This window comes from Streptomyces sp. NBC_00597 (assembly GCF_041431095.1).
Taxonomy (GTDB): domain Bacteria; phylum Actinomycetota; class Actinomycetes; order Streptomycetales; family Streptomycetaceae; genus Streptomyces.
Genome location: NZ_CP107757.1, coordinates 836,232 through 854,804, shown reverse-complemented (window position 1 = coordinate 854,804; position 18,573 = coordinate 836,232). Strand labels below are relative to the sequence as shown.

The 18,573-nt window shown below is 73.9% G+C and carries 16 protein-coding genes and 1 pseudogene; 9 read left to right on the top strand and 8 right to left on the bottom strand.

Going from position 1 to position 18,573, the window contains the following annotated elements; genetic code table 11:
• Positions 1-29: 29 nt before the first annotated feature.
• Together OG974_RS03545 and OG974_RS03540 are read right to left on the bottom strand one after the other, a co-directional pair.
• Positions 30-1,385: a 6-phospho-beta-glucosidase gene (locus OG974_RS03545; protein WP_327279482.1), complete on the bottom strand. Its 1,356-nt coding sequence runs from the start codon at positions 1,383-1,385 to the stop codon at positions 30-32.
• Positions 1,386-1,504: 119 nt separating this feature from the next.
• The gene (locus OG974_RS03540) at positions 1,505-2,377 is read right to left on the bottom strand and encodes a helix-turn-helix domain-containing protein (RefSeq protein WP_371645358.1); all 873 of its coding nucleotides are present in this window, start codon (positions 2,375-2,377) and stop codon (positions 1,505-1,507) included.
• A 336-nt stretch (positions 2,378-2,713) separates the two neighbouring features.
• On the opposite strand from OG974_RS03540, the gene OG974_RS03535 reads away from it, so the two are divergent.
• The 3 genes from OG974_RS03535 (at position 2,714) to OG974_RS03525 (ending at position 5,188) form a co-directional block, all read left to right on the top strand.
• Complete coding sequence (locus OG974_RS03535) at positions 2,714-3,382, top strand: helix-turn-helix transcriptional regulator (RefSeq protein ID WP_327279480.1); 669 nt, start codon at positions 2,714-2,716, stop codon at positions 3,380-3,382.
• Between the two features lie 64 nt (positions 3,383-3,446).
• Complete coding sequence (locus tag OG974_RS03530) at positions 3,447-4,004, top strand: toxin-antitoxin system, toxin component (RefSeq protein ID WP_327279479.1); 558 nt, start codon at positions 3,447-3,449, stop codon at positions 4,002-4,004.
• The gene (locus OG974_RS03525; RefSeq protein WP_327279478.1) at positions 4,001-5,188 is read left to right on the top strand and encodes an MAB_1171c family putative transporter; all 1,188 of its coding nucleotides are present in this window, start codon (positions 4,001-4,003) and stop codon (positions 5,186-5,188) included. Before OG974_RS03530 ends, OG974_RS03525 begins: the two co-directional genes overlap by 4 nt.
• 67 nt (positions 5,189-5,255) lie before the next feature.
• Here the strand turns inward: OG974_RS03525 and OG974_RS03520 are convergent, their stop codons facing one another.
• Entirely contained in the window at positions 5,256-6,035 is a 780-nt protein-coding gene (locus OG974_RS03520; protein ID WP_327279477.1) for a hypothetical protein, read from the bottom strand.
• 42 nt (positions 6,036-6,077) lie between these two features.
• Positions 6,078-6,830 carry a hypothetical protein gene (locus OG974_RS03515; RefSeq protein WP_371645355.1) on the bottom strand — a complete coding sequence of 251 codons (753 nt, stop codon included), beginning with the start codon at positions 6,828-6,830 and terminating at the stop codon, positions 6,078-6,080.
• A 307-nt stretch (positions 6,831-7,137) separates the two neighbouring features.
• On the opposite strand from OG974_RS03515, the gene OG974_RS03510 reads away from it, so the two are divergent.
• Together OG974_RS03510 and OG974_RS03505 are read left to right on the top strand one after the other, a co-directional pair.
• Positions 7,138-8,439, top strand: a complete 1,302-nt coding sequence (locus OG974_RS03510; RefSeq protein ID WP_327279474.1) for a sensor domain-containing protein — start codon at positions 7,138-7,140, stop codon at positions 8,437-8,439.
• On the top strand, positions 8,427-9,089 hold the full coding sequence (locus OG974_RS03505; RefSeq protein WP_327279473.1) for a response regulator transcription factor: 663 nt from the start codon (positions 8,427-8,429) through the stop codon (positions 9,087-9,089). Before OG974_RS03510 ends, OG974_RS03505 begins: the two co-directional genes overlap by 13 nt.
• A gap of 40 nt (positions 9,090-9,129) precedes the next feature.
• Here OG974_RS03505 and OG974_RS03500 read toward each other — a convergent pair whose 3' ends face one another.
• The 3 genes from OG974_RS03500 to metG all read right to left on the bottom strand — a co-directional run bounded on the left by OG974_RS03500 (position 9,130) and on the right by metG (position 12,902).
• The gene (locus OG974_RS03500) at positions 9,130-9,549 is read right to left on the bottom strand and encodes a hypothetical protein (RefSeq protein ID WP_371645353.1); all 420 of its coding nucleotides are present in this window, start codon (positions 9,547-9,549) and stop codon (positions 9,130-9,132) included.
• 200 nt (positions 9,550-9,749) lie between these two features.
• Positions 9,750-10,985 carry a glycosyltransferase 87 family protein gene (locus tag OG974_RS03495; protein WP_327279471.1) on the bottom strand — a complete coding sequence of 412 codons (1,236 nt, stop codon included), beginning with the start codon at positions 10,983-10,985 and terminating at the stop codon, positions 9,750-9,752.
• A 201-nt stretch (positions 10,986-11,186) separates the two neighbouring features.
• The gene (gene metG / locus OG974_RS03490) at positions 11,187-12,902 is read right to left on the bottom strand and encodes a methionine--tRNA ligase (RefSeq protein WP_327279470.1); all 1,716 of its coding nucleotides are present in this window, start codon (positions 12,900-12,902) and stop codon (positions 11,187-11,189) included.
• Positions 12,903-13,422: 520 nt separating this feature from the next.
• On the opposite strand from metG, the gene OG974_RS03485 reads away from it, so the two are divergent.
• Both OG974_RS03485 and OG974_RS03480 read left to right on the top strand, forming a co-directional pair.
• On the top strand, positions 13,423-13,944 hold the full coding sequence (locus OG974_RS03485; protein WP_327279469.1) for a sigma-70 family RNA polymerase sigma factor: 522 nt from the start codon (positions 13,423-13,425) through the stop codon (positions 13,942-13,944).
• Between the two features lie 788 nt (positions 13,945-14,732).
• Positions 14,733-15,452: pseudogene (locus tag OG974_RS03480) on the top strand (IclR family transcriptional regulator C-terminal domain-containing protein); the annotation flags it as partial.
• Positions 15,453-16,087: 635 nt separating this feature from the next.
• Here the strand turns inward: OG974_RS03480 and OG974_RS03475 are convergent.
• Positions 16,088-16,939: a LysR substrate-binding domain-containing protein gene (locus OG974_RS03475; RefSeq protein ID WP_327279468.1), complete on the bottom strand. Its 852-nt coding sequence runs from the start codon at positions 16,937-16,939 to the stop codon at positions 16,088-16,090.
• A gap of 133 nt (positions 16,940-17,072) precedes the next feature.
• Here OG974_RS03475 and OG974_RS03470 point away from each other — a divergent pair, with 133 nt between their 5' ends.
• Both OG974_RS03470 and OG974_RS03465 read left to right on the top strand, forming a co-directional pair.
• Positions 17,073-18,125, top strand: coding sequence for a bile acid:sodium symporter family protein (locus OG974_RS03470; protein ID WP_371645350.1), 1,053 nt, complete (start codon positions 17,073-17,075; stop codon positions 18,123-18,125).
• A gap of 9 nt (positions 18,126-18,134) precedes the next feature.
• The gene (locus tag OG974_RS03465; protein ID WP_327279466.1) at positions 18,135-18,566 is read left to right on the top strand and encodes a (2Fe-2S) ferredoxin domain-containing protein; all 432 of its coding nucleotides are present in this window, start codon (positions 18,135-18,137) and stop codon (positions 18,564-18,566) included.
• Positions 18,567-18,573: the final 7 nt, after the last annotated feature.

Here is an 18,573-nt window from a genome sequence, read left to right as displayed (position 1 = left end):
GCTCCCGCCACGGGGCACCCGCCGCACGATCAGCGCAGGTAGGCGAGGCCCGGGTGCTCGGCGGCGTACCCGTCGAGGAGCCGCCGGGCCACCCCGACGGAGTCCACCAGCGGGTGCAGCGCGAAGGCCTTGACGGCATCGGCCCGAGAGCCGCTCGCGGCGGCCGCGAGGACCTCCCGCTCGACCGCCTTGACGGAGGTCACCAGGCCCACCGCGTGCAGCGGCAGCGGGTCCACGGCCACCGGGTGGGCGCCGTTCGCGTCGACCAGGCAGGGCACTTCGATGACCGCTCGTGCGTCGAGCACGGACAGCACCCCGCGGTTCGGGACGTTGAGGATCAGCGTGGCCCGCTCGTCCCGGGCGATGGCCCGCATCAGCGCGAGCGCGACCTTTTCGTACCCGCCGGACTCCAGATCGCTCTCGTCGCGCTCGCCCAGGCCCGCCGCCTCGCGGTTTTCGGCCATGTACGTGGCCTCCCGCTCGGCCCTGGTCCGGTCCCAGGCGGCCAGTGCCGCCCCGGCCGGCCGGTCCGCCCGGCCCGCCTCGGCGTAGAACCCGCGCTGCTGGTCGCGCAGGAACGCGCCGCGGGTCTGCTTCGCCTCCGTGTACGCCCGTACGGTGTCACGGTTGAAGTAGTAGTAGTGCAGGTACTCGTTCGGGACCGCGCCGAGCGAGCGCAGCCACTCGGCCCCGAACAGCCGGCCCTCCTCGAAGGACTCCAACGCCCCGGTGTCGGCCAGCAGGCGGGGCAGTTCGTCGCGGCCGCCGATGCGCAGCCCGCGGACCCAGCCCAGGTGGTTGAGGCCGACGTAGTCGATCCAGGCCTCTTCGGGCCGGGCCCCCAGCAGCCGGGCGAGGCGCCGGCCGAGCCCCACCGGCGAGTCGCAGATCCCGATCACGCGGTCGCCGAGCTCCTCGGCCATGGCCTCGGTGACCAGCCCGGCCGGGTTGGTGAAGTTGATGACCCAGGCCTCGGGGGCGGTACGGGCGATCCTGCGCGCGATCTCCCGGGCGACGGGCACCGTCCGCAGGCCGTACGCGATCCCGCCCGCGCCGACCGTCTCCTGGCCCAGAACACCCTCGGCCAGGGCGACCCGCTCGTCGGCGGCGCGTCCGGCGAGTCCGCCGACGCGGATGGCGGAGAAGACGAAGTCCGCCCCGCGCAGGGCCTCGTCGAGGTCGCCGGTGGCGGTGACGGCCGGGGCGTCGGACGCTGTGGAGGCGGCCGCCTGGTCGGCGAGCACCCGGGCCATGGCGCCGAGCCGGGCAGGGTCCTCGTCGTACAGCGTCACATGGGACACCCGGCCCTCTGCGTGGTCGCCGAGGAGTGCTCCGTAGACGAGCGGAACCCGGAATCCGCCTCCGCCGAGGATGGTCAGCCGCACGCCCTACCGCCCTTCACCGTGCCACGATCGGTGCCACGATCCGTGGCATTCGATCCGCGACCCGTGATCGACACATGATGGAGGGCTCCAGTGTCCCCCGCCGCGCGGCGGGCGGGGGCTCAGTCGTCCAGCGACGGCACGGCGCGCAGCCGGGGTCCCTGGTGGAGCGGGGTGGCGCCGGAGCCCCGGACCGGGCCCGTCGCGGCGCCCTGCGGCGTCGACAGGATCATGGTGATCCTGGTGAGGCCCATCGCGTCCAGCATGCGGCTGGATTCGGCCACCATCCGGCAGCGCACGTGGCCCCAGCGCGGGTCCCAGTGGCGGACGGTCCGCACGGCTCCGTCGCGCTCGGCGGCATCGGCCCCGTGGGTGCTCAGCCAGTGCGGCACGCCGTAGCGGTAGGCCGCCTCCATGAACGGGTCGCGGGCCACCTCCTGGCGGATGCTGCTCAGGCCCTCGTCGTCCGGGGTCGCGGCCAGCGCGTTCGCGAACTGGGCCAACAGCGGTACGCACCAGGCCGGTTCGTGGTCCTCCAGCACGGCGGCGGCGTCCGGGTGGAACAGCACGAAGCGCAGGAAGTTGTCGTCCGGCAGGGCGGTCGGGTGCGGGCGCACCGACTGGAAGAGCTTGTCGAAGGCCGAGTTGGTGAGCGCCACGTCCCAGCGGTGGTCCACCAGGAAGCTCGGGTAGGGCACGGACTCCATCAGGGCCGCGTAGTCGCACAGGTAGTCGCGCTGGGCGGGGTCCTGGGGCAGCCTGTTCTCCTCGGCCGCCCGCCAGGTCGGCGGCGGGTCCCGGTCGACCATGACGCGGAAGAGCCAGAAGCGCTGCCGCTCGCTCATCTCCAAGGCCTCGGCCAGGGCGAGCAGTTTGCGGTCCGTCCACTCCTTGACCAGGCCGCGTTCCCAATTGCCGTAGGCGCGGACGCTGATGTGCAGCCGCGCGGCGACGTCCTCCTGGCTCAGGCCCAGCTCTTCGCGACGCTGGCGCAAAATCTCCTTGCGTCGCTCCGACCGCACTGCGCCGCGTGCGGAATCTTCGCCCGCCAGGCGCTCCTCACCGGCTCGGGCGAGGCCATCGGACGGGCCCACCGCTGCGAGATGTGGCACCGAGAGCTCCCCCTCTTCACGGTCTGGATCTTCAATTTCCTCTGGCGATCCTGCTACCGACTTCATTCGAGTGTCAACTATCGTGGCAATTCCAGCCTCTTGACAGCTCATTCCCGCCACAGCTGTGGCAAGTTCTGGCCCTGCGGCGGCTCCTCGGCTAGATTCCAAAAGCCGACCATGTGCCCGTACAGACCCCGCCGCGATCTAGGAGAACCACTGGTGACAGACGGCTTCCCGGCTCCCGTCGCGGTGGCCAACGCGCCCCTGGCAGCCACCGTCACGCGCGTCGCCGAACTCGCGGGCAAGATGGGCCACGACCTGAACAAGGTCTTCGACCTGCGCCGCCTCTCCGAGGCCTCCGGCGTCCCCGCCGACGTGGTCAGGACCCTGCTGGACGGCCGGCCCGCCGGCGAGCCCTGCCTGCAGACCCGATTCCTCCAGCGCCTCGACCTGCTCCGGCGCACCCGGTTGAAACCGAACGGACGCCGCTACACGCAGCAGGAGATCGCGGACGGCGCCGCCATGTCGCGGCAGCAGGCGGGCGCCCTGATCAACGGCGACCGCAGGCCCACCATGGAGCACTGCGACGCGATCCAGCGCTTCTTCGGTGTCCACGCCGGCTTCCTCACCGCGCACGACGCCGACGCCCTCACCGACGCGCTGCAGCGGACCGAACAGCAGCTGCTCCAGGACTACGCCGGCCGCGCGCGCGAAACCGTACCCGCCCCGGCCGCATCGACCGGCGATCCGCTGGCAAGACTTCTCCAGAACCACGGCGTCCGGGGCATCGCCTGGCGCGCCGCCCAACTGCCGAGCGACAAACACCGGGACAAGGTGACCGAATGGCTGGACATGCTCCTCGAAAGCGTCAAACCGAATGAATCCTGACCCAGTCGAGAGTCTGGGTCTGATCCTTGAGTCCTGATCCGGATCCGCGCCGACGGGGAGAACGGTGAGCATAGGCAGAGAGCAGCGCCGGTTGTGCGGCGAACTGGTGGCCGGGCTCCGGCTGACCGCGCCCGCGGAACCCGTGGACCTCTACGCCGCCCTCTGCGAGGGCATGAGCAGGCACCGCGGCCGCCGGGTGGACTTCCGGATGGCCTCGTTCCCGCCGGGGACGGCCAGCGGCCTGTGGCTCGACATGGCGGACCGCGACCTGGTGGTCATCGAGGAACGCACGGCGCCCGACCACCAGCTGGTCATCCTGGGTCACGAGCTGTGGCACATGAAGGCCGGCCACTGCAGCCACCACGTCGACGGAGCCGCCGTCGCCGCCCGGATGCTGTCCGACGAGGCCGACCTCGGCGAGACCGTCCGGAGCGTCGCCGCGCGCACGCGCGCCGACGTCTCGGAGGAGACCGAGGCGGAGACGTTCGGTTTACTGCTGGGCAGCCGCTGCCGCAACTGGCTCGCCGGTTCCACGGGCCACCGGGCGCCCGCACAGCGTGACCAGTTGGCGGGCCGCATCGAGGCCTCGCTCGGATACCGGGGGCACAGGAACGACCGTTGAACGGCCAGGACTACTACATACCGGCAGCCGCCCTGGCGGTCTCGCTCGCCTTCAAGCTGCCGGCGCTACGGAACAACTGGCGCGACCCGCTCCTGCGGTCGGTCTGCGCCCTGCTGATCCTGGCCGGATCGGTGTTCACCTTCGCCGCGCCCCCCACCATCGTGGCGGTCAACCGCTGGACCGGCGTCACCAACGTCTCCGCCCCGCTCGTCTACTGCCTGATCACCCTGTTCAGCGCCGCCTGCCTGGTGCTCATCGTGAACTGGCGCGGCGGCCCGCCCGAAGAGACCCGGCGCATCTCGCGCCGCTGGATGCTCGGCTACGCCGGGGTCGTCGTGGTGCTGGTGGTGCTCTTCCTCCTCGGCGAGACCCCGGTCGAGCGGCTGCGCGACTTCGACACGTACTACGCCAACACCCCTTACATCCAGCAGATGATCGCCCTCTATCTGACGGCGCACCTGGTGGCGGCCGTCGTCATGGTGGCCATGTGCTGGCGCTGGTCCCTCCAGGTGCACGGCTGGCTGCGCATCGGCCTGATGATCATCGTGTCGGGCTACGTCTTCAACCTCAGCTACGACGCCACCAAGATCTCCGCCGTCATCGCCCGCTGGGCGGGCCACGACCTCGACGACCTGAGCACGTACATCGCCCCGCCGCTCGCCTCCGTCGGCGCACTGATCAGCGCGATCGGCTTCGTACTGCCCCTGCTGTGCCAGCGGTTGTCCGACAGCTGGCAGACCTGGACCACCTACCGGCGGCTCGGCGCGCTCTGGGACGAGGTGCAGATCGGCGCCCCCAGCGGTACGCCCTGTGTGCGGATGTCCTGGTGGGCCCCGGCGGAACTGCGGGTGATCCAGCGCGAGTCGGACATCCACGACGGATTCCTGCACCTGGGCCCGTACTTCGACCTGAGCCGCCGCGAGGACGCGTACGCGCGCGCCCTCGCGGGCGGGGCGGAGGAGGAGACGGCCCTCGCGGTCGCCGACGCGGCGATGGTCGCGGCCGCCGTCCGGGCCCGCTCGGCGGACCCGGAGGGTGCGGTCATCGGGGCCAGCGAGGAGAGCGTCCTCGACACCCTCGGCGGGCCGCGCGACCTCGTCCGCATCTCCCACGCCCTGCGGCATTCGCCGGTGGTGGCGGCCGTCCGCCGGCAGGTCGCGCTGACGGGCGGCGGCCCGGCCTGAGCGCCGGCCCTCCGGAGCCCGCACCGGGGCCCCCGCCCACCGGATCCTCACCGGGACCCGGGTGGGCTCAACGCTGGGCCGCGGCCAGCGCCACCTTCGGGAACAGGTCCTGGAACGGGCCCGCGGAATCGATTCCCTCCCGGCCGTAGGGTGCGTCGAAGCTCCACACCATGAACAGCAGGAACACGATCAGCGCACTGAACAGTCCCGCCAGCAGCAGCTCCCGGCCGGACCGGCGGATCTGCAGGGTGAAGATCAGCCCCACCGTGACCAGCCCGCCGACCAGCAGCCCGAACCACACCACGCCCGGCAGGGTCGACTCGTCGGCCTGCACGCGCGAGTGGCGGGCGTCGTCGGCGGCCGCGATGTGGTCCAGCAGCGGCTGGTAGGCCTGCGCCTGGAGTTCGTTCGCCGGGCTCTGGTGGGTGACGTCGGTGCGCAGCTTGCCGAGCAGCTCGGCGCCCTGCGGCGAGGCACCCTGGCCCGCGGTCAGCAGCGGCCAGTCCACGGCGACGGTGTGGGAGACGTACGCGTCGACCTCGCCGCGGATCCGGTCGCGGACGGGAGTCGGGTAGACGTCGGCGCGCTGGGTGACCTCGTACAGCGACTGGGCCTCGCGGCGCACGCTGTCCTCGGCGGCGCCGCGCGCCTCCCAGACGCCCGCGATGGCCAGGCCGAGCACGATCGCGTAGACCACGCCCACCATCATCGTCATGTACTCGATGACATCGGGGGTTTCGCTGGTGTCCTCGTCCTCCGCGACCCGGCGGTGCCGGAGCGCGGTGAAGGCGAGGACGAGGGCGCAGACGAGCGCCATGGCGACGGCCAGGACCAGCCATTCGGACACGAGGGTTCTCCCGTTGGTGGATCGGTGGGTGGATGCGGGGGCTCAGCTGCGGCTCTTGGAACGCGGCCGCAGCGCGGCGGCGGCGAGCACGGCCGGGGTGGTGACGACGACCATGAGCATCACGGTGGACATGCCGCCCGGGCCGCGCCGCTCCAGGGCGACGGGGCGGTACGGGCGCACGTGGAAGGCGGCCGCGGGCGCGGCCGCGGCTGCGGCCCGGGGCGGGGCAGGTGCTTCGGCCGGCGCCGGCGCGGCGACCGGCCCGGGATCCGGCGCGGGCGGCGCGGGCTCCGGCTGCGCGGCCCCCGCATTCGCCGCCGGCCGGGGCGGCGCCACCGGTGCGGGGGCTGCGACGGCCGGCGCGGGGCCCTGCCCGGGGTGGTGCACGGTCGGCCGGTCCGCGCCGGGCACGGGGCCCCGTACCGGAGGCCGGACCGCAGGGGGCACGACGGCGGGCGGTACGGCGGCGGGCGGCCGCGGCGGCTGCCCGGCCGGGACACATGCGTCGAGCCGGGCTCCGTGGCCGTGGCCGACGCCCGCGAAGGCTCCGGGGCCGTGGCCGACGCCCGCGAACGCTCCGGGGCCGCGCTCGGGGCCGCGCTCGGGGCCGTGCTCGGGGCCGTGCTCGGGGCCGTGCTCGGGGCCGTGCTCGGGGCCGGCGCCGACATCGGCGCTGGCCACGGCGCTGACATCGGCGGTGGTGGTGGCGCCGTCGTCCGCGACCGCCACCTGGCACTGCAGCGGGCAGAGCGCCGCCACCAGGCCTGCTCCGGCGAAGTACTGCCAAGCGGTCACCGCGCGTCCTCCCGGTCGTGAGGGGTTCGGCTGAAGAAACGATCACGGCGGCGCTTCGATACGCCGCAGACGCGTCAAGATCTTCGACCGAGGGGCGAGTTCAAGCCATCGGCCGTACGAGCACCCCGCCGGGGGACGGCGCCGGACCGCGGGACAGCACGGGGCCGGTGGCCATGAGCGCGCGGTTCACCCGCCCGGCCCGTTCCTGTAAGGCAGCGCGCGCGCCTTCCTGTTCGTCCTCGCCATCGGCGGCGCGACGACGTGACGGCCCGCCAGCAGCCGTCCGGCACCCCCTACGCTGGAGCGCATGTCCGGATCCGCCTCCCCCCTCGTCCCCCCGGTGGCCGTGTGGGCGGTGATGCGGAGGCCGTGGCGCTTCCTCGGGTCGTGGTGGCCGTGGCGGTGCTGGGCCTACCTGGGCAGCGGGTTCCCCCTCGGGTACGCGGTGCTGGTGGTGCTGGTCCTGCTCGTGGGTCTCGGGGTGCTGCTGGCGGTCGCCGGGGTCGGACTCCTGCTCCTGCTCGCCGCCGTGGCCGGCGCCGTGCCGCTCGGCGAGTTGGAGCGGCGCCGGCTGCGGTGGGCTGACCCGGCGCCGGTCGCCGATCCGCACACCTCGCTCGCCGGGGCCGGCGCCGCCGCCTGGCTGCGCACCCGGCTGCGGGAGCGCGCCACTTGGCGGGAGCTCGGGTACGCGGCGCTGCTCGGGACGGTGTTCGGAGCGGCCGGGTTCGGGGTGCTGGCGCTCCTGGCGTTCTCGTTGCTCCTGGTGGCGGCCCCGGTCATCGTGTGGGCGCTCGCCCCCGAGACGGTGATGCTGATACCCGGCCGGGCGGTCACGGGCCCGCTGGAGGCGCTGGGCGCAACGGCCACCGGGCTGGCGGGGCTGGTGCTGGCCGCGTACGCGGGTGCGCTGATCGCCGGGGCGCAGGTGCGGACGGCCCGGCTGCTGCTCGGCCCGCGCGAGGAGGACGGCCGGGTGCTGGAGCTGACCCGGTCGCGGATAAGGCTCGTGGAGGCCTTCGAGGCGGAGCGCCGGCGCATCGAACGCGACCTGCACGACGGGGCTCAGCAGCAACTGGTGGCCCTCAGCATGACGTTGGGCCTCGCAGAGCTGCGGCTGCGCCGGATCCCGGAGGCGGCCGAGGCCGCGGCGCTGGTCGGGCGCGGACGCGCCGAGGCGAAGCTGGCCCTGGAGCAGCTGCGGGACCTCGTCCGCGGCATCCACCCCCAGGTGCTGACCGACCACGGGCTGGCGGCGGCCGTCGCCGAGGTGGCGCTGCGCCATCCCGTACCGGTCACGCTGGACCTCGCGCACCTGCCCCGACTGCCCGAACCAGTGGAGACCACCGCCTACTTCACCGTCACCGAGGCCCTCGCCAACGCCGCCAAGCACAGCGGTGCCTCGCACGTCGACGTCGCCGGTAGGGTCGAGGGGGACCGGCTCACTCTCACCGTCACCGACGACGGCCGCGGCGGCGCCGATCCCGGCGCGGGAGCGGGCCTGGCGGGTCTCGCGGACAGGGTGGCGATGTTGCAGGGCAGGCTGACGGTGTCCAGTCCGGTGGGCGGGCCGACGCAACTGCGCGTGGAGGTCCCGTGCTCCGGGTGATCCTCGCCGAGGACTCCGTCCTGCTGCGCGCCGGGCTGACGGAACTCCTGACCCTCGGCGGCCACCGGGTGCTCGCCGCCGTCGGCGACGCCCCCGCCCTGCTGGAGGCGGTGGCGGCCGAGCGGCCCGACGTGGTCGTCACGGACGTACGGATGCCGCCCGGGCTGCGCGACGAGGGACTGCGGGCCGCGCTCGAACTGCGTTCCCGCGACGCCTCGTTGCCGGTCCTGGTGCTCTCGCAGTACGTGGCCACGGCGTACGCGGCCCGGTTGTTCACCGGAGGTTCGGCGGCCGGGCTCGGCTACCTGCTCAAGGACCGGGTCGGCGAGGTGGCCGAGTTCCTCGACGCTCTGGAACGGGTCCACGGGGGCCAGACGGTCATCGACCCGGAGGTGGTGCGCGTGCTGCTCGCACCACCGACGTCGGCGGACCGGCCGCTGGCCCGTCTCACGCCCCGGGAGCGGGAGGTGCTCGCCCTGATGGCGGAGGGCTTCAACAACCAGGCGGTGGCGGCCCGCCTGTTCATCACCGAGGCCTCCGTCGTGAAGCACTCCGGCAGCATCTTCACGAAGCTGGACCTGGACCCGGCGGAGGGCAACCGCCGCGTCCTGGCCGTCCTGGCCCACCTGCGGGGCCGGGGCGGCGCGTAGGGGCCGCCTTCCAGATCATGCCGGCCGGCGCCCGGTCACCTCATCCGAAGGGGTCGATCTCTATGTGGCCGGGGGACGCCGAGCAGACCTCCCACACCGTGCCCGTGCGGCTCAGGTCGAGGGAGTAGGCGACGGCGGGGCCGTGGCCGGGCGTGAGGTCGACGTTGACCGTGGCCTGCCCGCCGCCCTCGGTGGAGGAGACGATCCGATGGCCGAACCGGGCGCCCTGACGGCGCAGTTCCGCCGCCGGGTCGGAGGTGCCCGCGCAGGTGGCGGCGGGCGCGCTGCCACCCGTACCGACCGTTTCCAGGTAGGCGTCCACGGCCCGGTGCAGCGGGCTGCGCCCGGGATCACTCGCCCGGACCAGCGCCGTCACGCCGAAGCCGACCGCCGAGAGCACCAGCAGCACGCCCGCGACGAGCACCGCCCTGCCGGTGCGGACCGGTCGTCCTGTGAACACGATGCCTCCGTCGGCTCCGAAATCCCCTTGTCCCGGGAGGGACGCCACGCGGCCCGCCGCCGTTCCCGGGCGGGCGGTGGAATGCACCGCCGCAGGGACGCATGACGTGCTCCGTCACCACGGGCAGCGGAGGCCGGTCATCGGGAAGCCCTGCGCGCCGGGCACCGGGTGCCGTTCTACGGCGGTCATGCCCGGCCGCCTCACCGCACTCGGAGCCGCCGCACCCCGGGGGCCCGCGTGCCGGTCACGACCCGCGAGGGGGCGGTGGACGGCGGCGGGGTCACGGAGCGGGCCCACACCACCATCAGGACCGGCAGCGCTAGGTAACCGAAGCGGCCCGCCGGAGCCAGCAGGAAGGCCAGGGTCAGCCCCAGGGCGAGCCGGTCGGCGGCGGCGACGACCGTGCGCGGCGGGCGCGCCCACAGCGAGAGCGCCACCACCAGAGCGCCCAGGGCCAGCAGGGCCACCGTCAGGTACCAGCCCCACGGCCCGAGTGCCGCCAGCAGGTGCCCCGGCAGGGGGCTGTTCGCCGGGGTCGGCACTTGCGCCCGGCCCGTCGGGAAGGCGAACACCTGCCGCCACACCTCCGCCGGCTGGAGCAGCACCCCCGGCAGCACCAGCAGGGCCGTGACCGTCGCCGCCACCGTCGCGCAGCGGACCGCCGCGCGGGCTCCCCGGCAGGCCCCGAGGACCGCGAGGACCACCGCCACCGCGGGCAGCGCGGTCCACTTCACGGCGCACGCCGCCGCGAGCGCCGCCCCGGCCGCCGCGGGCCGGCCCGAGGCGGCGGCCGCGAGCGCCAGGCAGCACAGCCCGGCCAGCGGCAGGTCCACCCCGCTCACCGCCAGCGGGAGGGCCACCACCGGAGAGGCCACCAGGACGGGGAGCAGCGGCGAGGCGGGGGCGCCGAGCATGCGGCGCCCGGCCCACAGGGCGGCGAACAGGACCGCCGCACACCAGATCCGGGCATCGCCGAGGAGGCGCACGGCCCAGCCGTCGCCGCCGCCCAGCAGGGCGTGCGGTAGGCCGAGGAGGGCCGTGCCGGGCAGGTACGGGGTGTACTCCTCGACCCCGGCGGGCCGGTCCACGTAGAGGTGTCCGGACTCCAGCAGGAGCCGCCCGGACCGTTCGATGACGGCGACCTCGGACTGGCCCTGCCCGGTCAGGACCAGGTACAGCAGGGGTAGTACGACGGCTCCGGTCAGGGCTGCGGCGAGCGCCGAGCGGGGGCGGCCCAGGACGGTGGTCCCGGCGGCGACCAGGTATCCGGCGGCCGCGCAGCAGCCCCACAGCCGGTGCGGGCCGAGCGAGGAGAGTAAGGGGAACGACAGCGCCCAGGCGGCCGCGAGCAGCCAGCCGGCGGTCCACCGGGCGGTGGGCGAGGCGGACGGGAGACGGGGGGCCGTGAGCGGCAGCGGGCGGGCGGAAGGGGTCATGGACCCATTCCAGCCGTGCGGCCCCCTCGGGTCTGCACGCCCAGGCGGAGCCTTAGTGGTGGGGTTTCCCCTACCCCGGCCGGTCCCGTAGCGGTCCCGTGGCGGTCCCGTGGCCGTGGTCGCGTCGGCGGCGCCGCCGACGCCGAAGGGCGCGACCTCGGGAGGTCGCGCCCTTCGGGGAGCCGGTGGTGACAGGGGCCGTCAGGCCTCCGGGGAACCGCCGAAGCGCTCGCGGTAGGACTCCAGGTCCTCCTCGGTGATCCTCGCGAAGAGCACCGGCGGCACGGTGAACGGCGTTCCCGCCGGGACCGCGTCGAGCGACTTGGCCTGCTCCGGGGTGATCCACGTCGCCGTGTCGTCGGCGAGCGCGAACGCGGAGCGCATGGTGCGGGCCGACGCCGGGATGAGCGGCTCGGAGACCACCGAGTAGAGGTGGATGAGGTTCATGGCGGTGCGCAGGGTGAGCGCGGCGCCGTCCAGGTCGGTCTTGACCTCCAGCCAGGGGGCCTTCTCGTCGAGGTAGGCGTTGCCGGCTGACCACAGGGCGCGCAGCGCGGCGGCGGCCTTGCGGTACTGGAGGGACTCCATGTGGCCCTCGTACTCGGCCAGCAGCTCGGCGATCTGCTCGCCCAGCTTGGCCTCGGCCTCGCCGGCGGGGCTGCCGGCCGGGACCTCGTCGCCGAACTTCTTCCGGGAGAAGGTCAGTACCCGGTTGACGAAGTTGCCCAGGGTGCCGCCGAGGTCCTTGTTCACCGTGGTGGTGAAGTGCTCCCAGGTGAACGACGAGTCGTCGGACTCGGGCGCGTTGGCGATCAGGAAGTAGCGCCAGAAGTCGGCCGGGAGGGTCTCCAGCGCCTGGTCGGTGAAGACGCCGCGCTTCTGCGAGGTGGAGAACTTGCCGCCGTAGTACGTCAGCCAGTTGAAGGCCTTGACGTAATCGACCTTCTTCCAGGGCTCGCGGGTGCCGATCTCGGTGGCCGGGAACATCACCGTGTGGAACGGGACGTTGTCCTTGGCCATGAACTGCGTGTAGCGCACGTCCTCGGCCTCGTACCACCAGGCCTTGTAGTCGCGGTTCGCCGGGTCGGCGTCCGCCCACTCCTTGGTGGAGGCGATGTACTCGATCGGCGCGTCGAACCAGACGTAGAAGACCTTGCCCTCGGCGGCCAGTTCGGGCCAGGTGTCGGCCGGTACCGGTACGCCCCAGTCCAGGTCGCGGGTGATGGCGCGGTCGTGCAGGCCCTCGGTCAGCCACTTGCGGGCGATGGAGGACGCCAGCTGCGGCCACTCCTCCTCGTGCTCCGCGACCCAGGCCTCGACCTCGTGCTGGAGCTTGGACTGGAGGAGGAAGAGGTGCTTGGTCTCGCGGACCTCCAGCTCGGTGGAGCCGGAGATCGCCGAGCGGGGCTCGATCAGGTCCGTGGGGTCCAGGACGCGGGTGCAGTTCTCGCACTGGTCGCCGCGGGCCTTGTCGTAGCCGCAGTGCGGGCAGGTGCCCTCGACGTAGCGGTCCGGCAGGAAGCGGCCGTCGACCGGCGAGTACACCTGCCGGATCGCGCGCTCCTCGATGAACCCGTTCGCCTGGAGCTGGCGCGCGAAGTGCTGGGTGATCTCGGCGTTCTGCTGCGAGGAGCTGCGGCCGAAGTAGTCGAAGGACAGCTCGAAGCCGTCGTAGACCGCCTTCTGGGCGTCGTTGGCCTGCGCGCAGAACTCGGCGACCGAGAGGCCGGCCTCCTTCGCGGCGAGCTCGGCGGGGGTGCCGTGCTCGTCGGTGGCGCAGATGTACAGGACGTCGTGGCCGCGCTGGCGGAGGTACCGGGAGTACACATCCGCCGGAAGCATCGACCCGACCATGTTGCCCAGGTGCTTGATCCCGTTGATGTAGGGAAGCGCGCTGGTGATCAGGTGTCGAGCCATCCTCGGATGCTCCATTTCATCTATGCGGTGACAACGTGACGTGACGGATTGTGATGCGGTTCATCGTATCGAACCGCCGAAAGGCCACGCGCCGCATTTCTCTGGGGTGGACGTAACGCAAAAGCGAGGGACGTGACCTCTCCGTCACGGCCCTCGCAAGGGGCCCATGCTACAGCCGGAGCGGATCATCGCGGACCGGTGTCCGCGGTTCGGTCGGGCGGGTTCGCGGAGGCCGTCATCCTGGCCGGTCGCACGGCGTGCGCCGGTGCACGACCCGCCGGCACGGCCCCGGCATATGCGTACGCGCGGACCAGGCTCCCGCCCGATCGAAGTCGATCACGGACCGATCACCACCGAACGTAATCCTTCGAGGTCTCTCTTCCGCGCCCCCCGGGTGCGCCCGCACTGCCAGGCTGTCCGCGCACAGGGGACGAGGTGAGGTGGAACGGTGAGCGATGGCGGACCAGAGGAGTCCGGCGGGGCCGTGGGACTGCCCAGCCGACGACGGCGGCAGACGCCCATGAGCCAGTGGGACCCGACGGCACGCCTGTCGTACTGGGCCTTCCACGCCAACCGGCGGCCCTCGTACATGCGTTTCGCGTACCTGCAGCTCGGCTCCGACACCGCTGCCGAGGACGCGGTGGACGCCGCCTTCGACTCGATCATGAACGAGTGGTTACGAATGCTCCACATGGACCGGCTCGACGCCTACGCCTGGACCATCCTCAAGCAGCGGCTCGTCGACCGGCAGCAGTGGCCCGGCACCTGGCCCGAAGCCATGGACATCAGCGCCTTCGAAGCCGCCCTCAAGGAGGCCCACGCCGACCAGTACGAGGTGCTGACCGACACCATCCGCTTCTACTCCGCCGTCTCCCGGCTCGCCGAACGCCAGCGCGACGCCGTGCTGCTGCGCTACGGGCTCCAGTGCACCCCCGGCGAAGCCGCGTCGGTGATGGGCGTCGACGAGGCCACCGTCCGCTCGCAGCTCGGCCAGGCCCACCGGCGGCTCGCCCGCATCCTCGACGCCTCCGCCGAATCATGAGGCGCCGCGAGGACATGGAGGAGCGCGGCGGCGACGCCACCCGCCGCTCCCTGGCCGATTTCCTGACCCGTGCCGGCGTCCGCGACCGGTACCCGCACTACGACCTCGGTGCGGCCGAGGCCCGGCTGCTGCGCGCCTCCCGGGGACGGACCGCCACGACGCCCTCGCGGCGCCGCGCCGCGTACGGGTGGAGCGACCCCGCGCGGGACTGCCCGCTCGACTCCGAACGGGCCCGGCGCGACCTCAAGGCCGTCTGCCTGGCCGCCGTGTGCACGCCGAAGGCCGAGGCCCAGCTCACCGCCTTCGTCGAGAACGGGCACGCCGAGCTGGCCGGAGCCGTGGTCTTCGGCTGCTTGCTGCACCTGGCCGGGCTGCGCGAAGGCGCCCGCTTCTGGTGGCAGTTCGCCGCCGGTTCCGGACGGGCGCGGACCGCATCGGCCGCGTACTGCCTGTTCCTGGACCACTCCCGACGCGGGGAACACCACGACGCCCGGTTCTGGGCGCGCGAGCTGGGCCGGCGCGGCTACCGGCCGAGCGGCCGGCGGGACCTGCGCGAGGTGCGGCTGTGCGCGCAGGCGACCGTCCTGCGCCACGTCGACCAGCGCGACGATCCCGATCTGGGCCCGGTGCCGCTGCCGAGGCCGGGACTGCCCTCGGTCCTGGAGGTGTTCCGGCCGCCGCCCCCGGTGGTGGCGCAGCCGGCGGAGCGGGCCGGTCCGCTGCGGCGCCCCGCGCCGGCCCCGGCCCCGCACCGTGGGCCGGTCCGGCCGCCCGGTACGAGCGAGGCCCTGGCACAGGCGGGTCGCGCGCTGGCCGTCGTACGGGTCCTCGAAAGGCATCCGCTGGGGGTGCGGGCCGCCCAGCTGCGGCGGGAGTCCGGCCTGGCCGAGGCGGAGCTTCGGCCGCTGCTGGCCATGCTGTGCGAGGAGGAGTACGCGTACCGGCCCGGCGCCGGCGTGTACGCGCGCGGGCCCGCCCTCGACCGGCTCGCCGCACACGGCGGCGGGGGGCTCGCGGGCCAGCTCCAGCGCACCCTGGCCCTGGCCCGGGACAGCGCGGGCGCCGCGGTCTACCTGAGCCGGTACGCCGAGGGCGAGGTCCGGATCACCCAGATGGCTGACGGGCCTGCCGCGCCACCGGTGCGGGAGTGGGTGGACTTCAAGGCCGCCGCGCACGCCAGCGCCGTCGGCAAGTGCCTGCTGACCCAGCTGGACCCCGACCGGCGCCGCGACCACGTCGCCCGGTACCGGCCGGCCCGGCTGACCCCTCGGACGATCACCGACAGCCGGGTCCTGTTCAACGCCCTCGATGCGATCGCCCCGGGGGCGCCGGTGTACGACCTGCGCGAGTACTCCCCCGGCGTGGTCTGCTCGGCGGTCCCGATCGCGACCGGCGACTGCGCCGGCAGCCTCGCGCTGTCGCTGCCCGCGACGCACGCCCACCGGCTGCACGAAGCGACGGAGGCCCTGCGCCGCAAGGCCGTCCCGGTGCTGCTGGCGCTGCTGCTGTCGGGGGCGATCCCGCCGGACGCCGCGCCGGCGGTCCCGGCGGCGGTCCCCGCGGCGGACCCTCCGGGGGTCACGCCGGAAACCCTCCGCCACCTGCGCATGCTCTTCCGCACCCCGCTGACCCGCTCCACGGCCTCACCGGCCGACCCCCACCTGGTCAGCGACACCGCCGCGGAGGCCGCGTACTTCTTCGATCCCCTCCCCCGATCCGACACACCGCGCCTGTCCCTCCCCCGCACGTTCGCCCCGCTCACCCCGGGCAGCCTCCCCACGGCCGACCGCCTCCTGGTCCTGAGCACGTAGCCCTACCGGCGCCCGAGCCGCCCCCGCCCGCGTGTGAGGCGTGCGGCGCCGCGCACGCGGGGGGTCCGGGCGGAGCCCTGGGAAACGGAGAAGGGGAGGGTCGGGGAGAAAGCCACCGACCGACATGCGGACCCGACGCCGGCCCGAACGCCCCGTGCGCAAGCCGACGTCGGCAGCCGAGCCCGCGGCGAGCGGTACCGCACGGCCGGTGCCGGACCGCAGGTCGATGGCCGGGCGTGGCTCGGGGCCGCCAGAGCCCGCACGCCGACGGGGCCGGGACCGTCAGGCCCGCGCCGGCGGGCCGGACCCGGAGCCCCGCGCCCCCCGGAGGGCTACGCCGGGCGGGTCAGGCGGTCCGCGCCCGAGAGGATCGCGGCCGCCAGGGCCTCCGCCGCCTGCGAGCTCCGCTCGCCCCGCAGCAGCGCGAACTCCACCGGCCCGAGCTCCGGCAACCCCTGGACCCGGACCAGCCCCGGCGGGATCAGCCCCCGGGTGTGGGCCATCACGCCGAGCCCGGCCCGCGCGGCCGCGACCAGCCCGCTCAGGCTGCCGCTGGTGCAGGCGATCCGCCACGCCCGCCCCTCGCGCTCCAGCACCTCCAGCGCCCGGGCCCGGGTGATCCCCGGCGGCGGGAAGACGATCAGCGGCACGGCCCGGTCCGGATCCACCCGCAGCCCCTCCGCCCCGATCCACACCATCCGGTCCCGCCACACCAGCCGGCCCCGCTCGTCCCCCGGCCCGCGCCGCTTCGCCAGGACGAGGTCGAGCCGCCCCGCGTCGAGCCGTTCGTGCAGGGTTCCGGACAGCTCGACCGACAGCTCCAGGTCCACTTCGGGGTGCTCGTGCCGGAAGCCCTCCAGGATCTCCGGGAGCCGGGTCAGCACGAAGTCCTCCGACGCCCCGAACCGCAGCCGGCCCCGCAGCCGGGTCCCGGTGAACCAGGCCGCGGCCCGCTCGTGCGCCTCCAGGATGGTCCGGGCGAAGCCGAGCAGTGCCTCGCCGTCCTCGGTCAGTTCCACGCGGTGGGTGTCCCGCAGGAAGAGCGGCCGCCCGGTCGCTTCCTCCAGCCGCCGTACGTGCTGGCTGACGGTGGACTGGCGGACCCCGAGCCGGCCCGCGGCCTGGGTGAAGCTGAGGGTCTGGGCCACCGTGAGGAACGTGCGCAGCTGGACGGGGTCGTACATGGCCCCATGCTGCGCCACGGTCATCACGATCCGCAATGGCAGTGAGCACGGTGTGCGGGTTTCCCGATGACCGGGGCAGGCATGACGATGGAGGGCCCCACGCCCGTGCCGCCGACCGGAGAGCTCCCCGTACATGCGCCGCCCGTTCACACCCTCCCGGCTGCCCTTGGACCCGTACGTCCTTGCCCTCCTCGGGACCGTCGGCCTCGCCGCCCTGCTGCCCGCCCGCGGTGCGGCCGCCTCCGTCGCCGAGGGCGCCGCCACCGGGGCGGTGGCCCTGCTGTTCTTCTTGTACGGCGCCCGGCTCTCCACCCTTGAAGCCCTCGACGGCCTGCGCCACTGGAGGCTCCACCTCACCGTCTTGACCTGCACGTTCGTGCTGTTCCCCGTGCTCGGCCTGGCTGCCCGCGGCCTGGTCCCGACGCTCCTGACGCACCCGCTCCACAACGGGCTGCTGTTCCTTTGCCTGGTGCCCTCGACGATCCAGTCCTCGATCGCCTTCACTTCGATCGCCCGCGGCAACGTCCCCGCCGCGATCTGCGCGGGCTCCTTCTCCAGCCTCGCCGGCATCGTCCTCACCCCCCTCCTGGCCGCCGCTCTGCTCGGCGGCAGCGCGGGCGGCTTCTCCCTCGGCTCCCTCCTCAAGATCGTCGTCCAGCTGCTGCTGCCCTTCTTGCTGGGCCAGGCCCTGCGCCGCTGGGTCGGCGGTTTCCTGGTCCGGAACAAGAAGGTGCTGGGGTACGTCGACCGCGGCTCGATCCTGCTCGTCGTCTACACCGCTTTCAGCGCGGGCATGGCCGCCGGGATCTGGCACCGGGTCAGCGTCCCGCGCCTGGGCGCCCTGGTGGCGGTGGAGGCCGTACTGCTCGCCGTCATGCTGCTGGTCAGCTGGTACGGGGCGAAGCGGCTCGGGTTCGGCCGCGCGGACCGGATCGCCATCCAGTTCGCGGGCTCGAAGAAGAGCCTGGCGGCCGGACTGCCCATGGCCAGCGCGCTGTTCGGGGCCCAGGCGAGCCTCGCCGTGCTGCCGCTGATGCTGTTCCACCAGATGCAACTGATGGTGTGCGCGGTACTGGCGCGCCGCCGCGCCGGGGATTGCGCGCCCGGAGCGGATGCCGAACTGCCCGCCGGGCATGTGGTGGAGGTCTCCCCCGGGGTCCAACACCCCGCACCGCAGGCCCGGTAACGTGCGGCGGTGACCTGGATACGCCCGCTCGCCGCCCACGCCGAACGCCCCTGCACCCTCGTGGTCTGCCGCGGCTGCTGCTGCGGGGACCCCCGCAAGAATCCCGGCTCCGACCACGCGGGGCAGCTGGCCCGGCTGCGTGAGGCCGCCGCGGCGTCGGGGGGCCGACTGGCCGTCCGTACGAGCGAATGCCTCGGGCCGTGCGCGCAGGCCAACGTGATCGTCGTCCAGCCCACCACCGAGGCGCGGCGCCGGGGTGCCCGTGCGGCCTGGTTCGGCTGGGCCCTGGACGACACCGCCACGGACGAGGTCATCGCCTGGGCGGAATCCGGGGGCCCGGGCGTCACCCCGGTCCCGGCGACATTGGACCTGCACCGCATCGACCCGCCGAAGCCCGAGCCGACGCCGGCGGCCAAGCGGCGCACCCGCCGGGGCCGCTGACGGGGGC

Excerpts from the sequence above, each read along its gene's own strand:
- metG (WP_327279470.1), bottom strand. The coding sequence starts at position 12,902 with ATGGCTCGACACCTGATCACCAGCGCGCTTCCCTACATCAACGGGATC.
- OG974_RS03470 (WP_371645350.1), top strand. The coding sequence starts at position 17,073 with ATGCGCCGCCCGTTCACACCCTCCCGGCTGCCCTTGGACCCGTACGTC.
- OG974_RS03495 (WP_327279471.1), bottom strand. The coding sequence starts at position 10,985 with ATGACCCCTTCCGCCCGCCCGCTGCCGCTCACGGCCCCCCGTCTCCCG.
- OG974_RS03485 (WP_327279469.1), top strand. The coding sequence starts at position 13,423 with ATGAGCCAGTGGGACCCGACGGCACGCCTGTCGTACTGGGCCTTCCAC.
- OG974_RS03510 (WP_327279474.1), top strand. The coding sequence starts at position 7,138 with ATGTCCGGATCCGCCTCCCCCCTCGTCCCCCCGGTGGCCGTGTGGGCG.
- OG974_RS03475 (WP_327279468.1), bottom strand. The coding sequence starts at position 16,939 with ATGTACGACCCCGTCCAGCTGCGCACGTTCCTCACGGTGGCCCAGACC.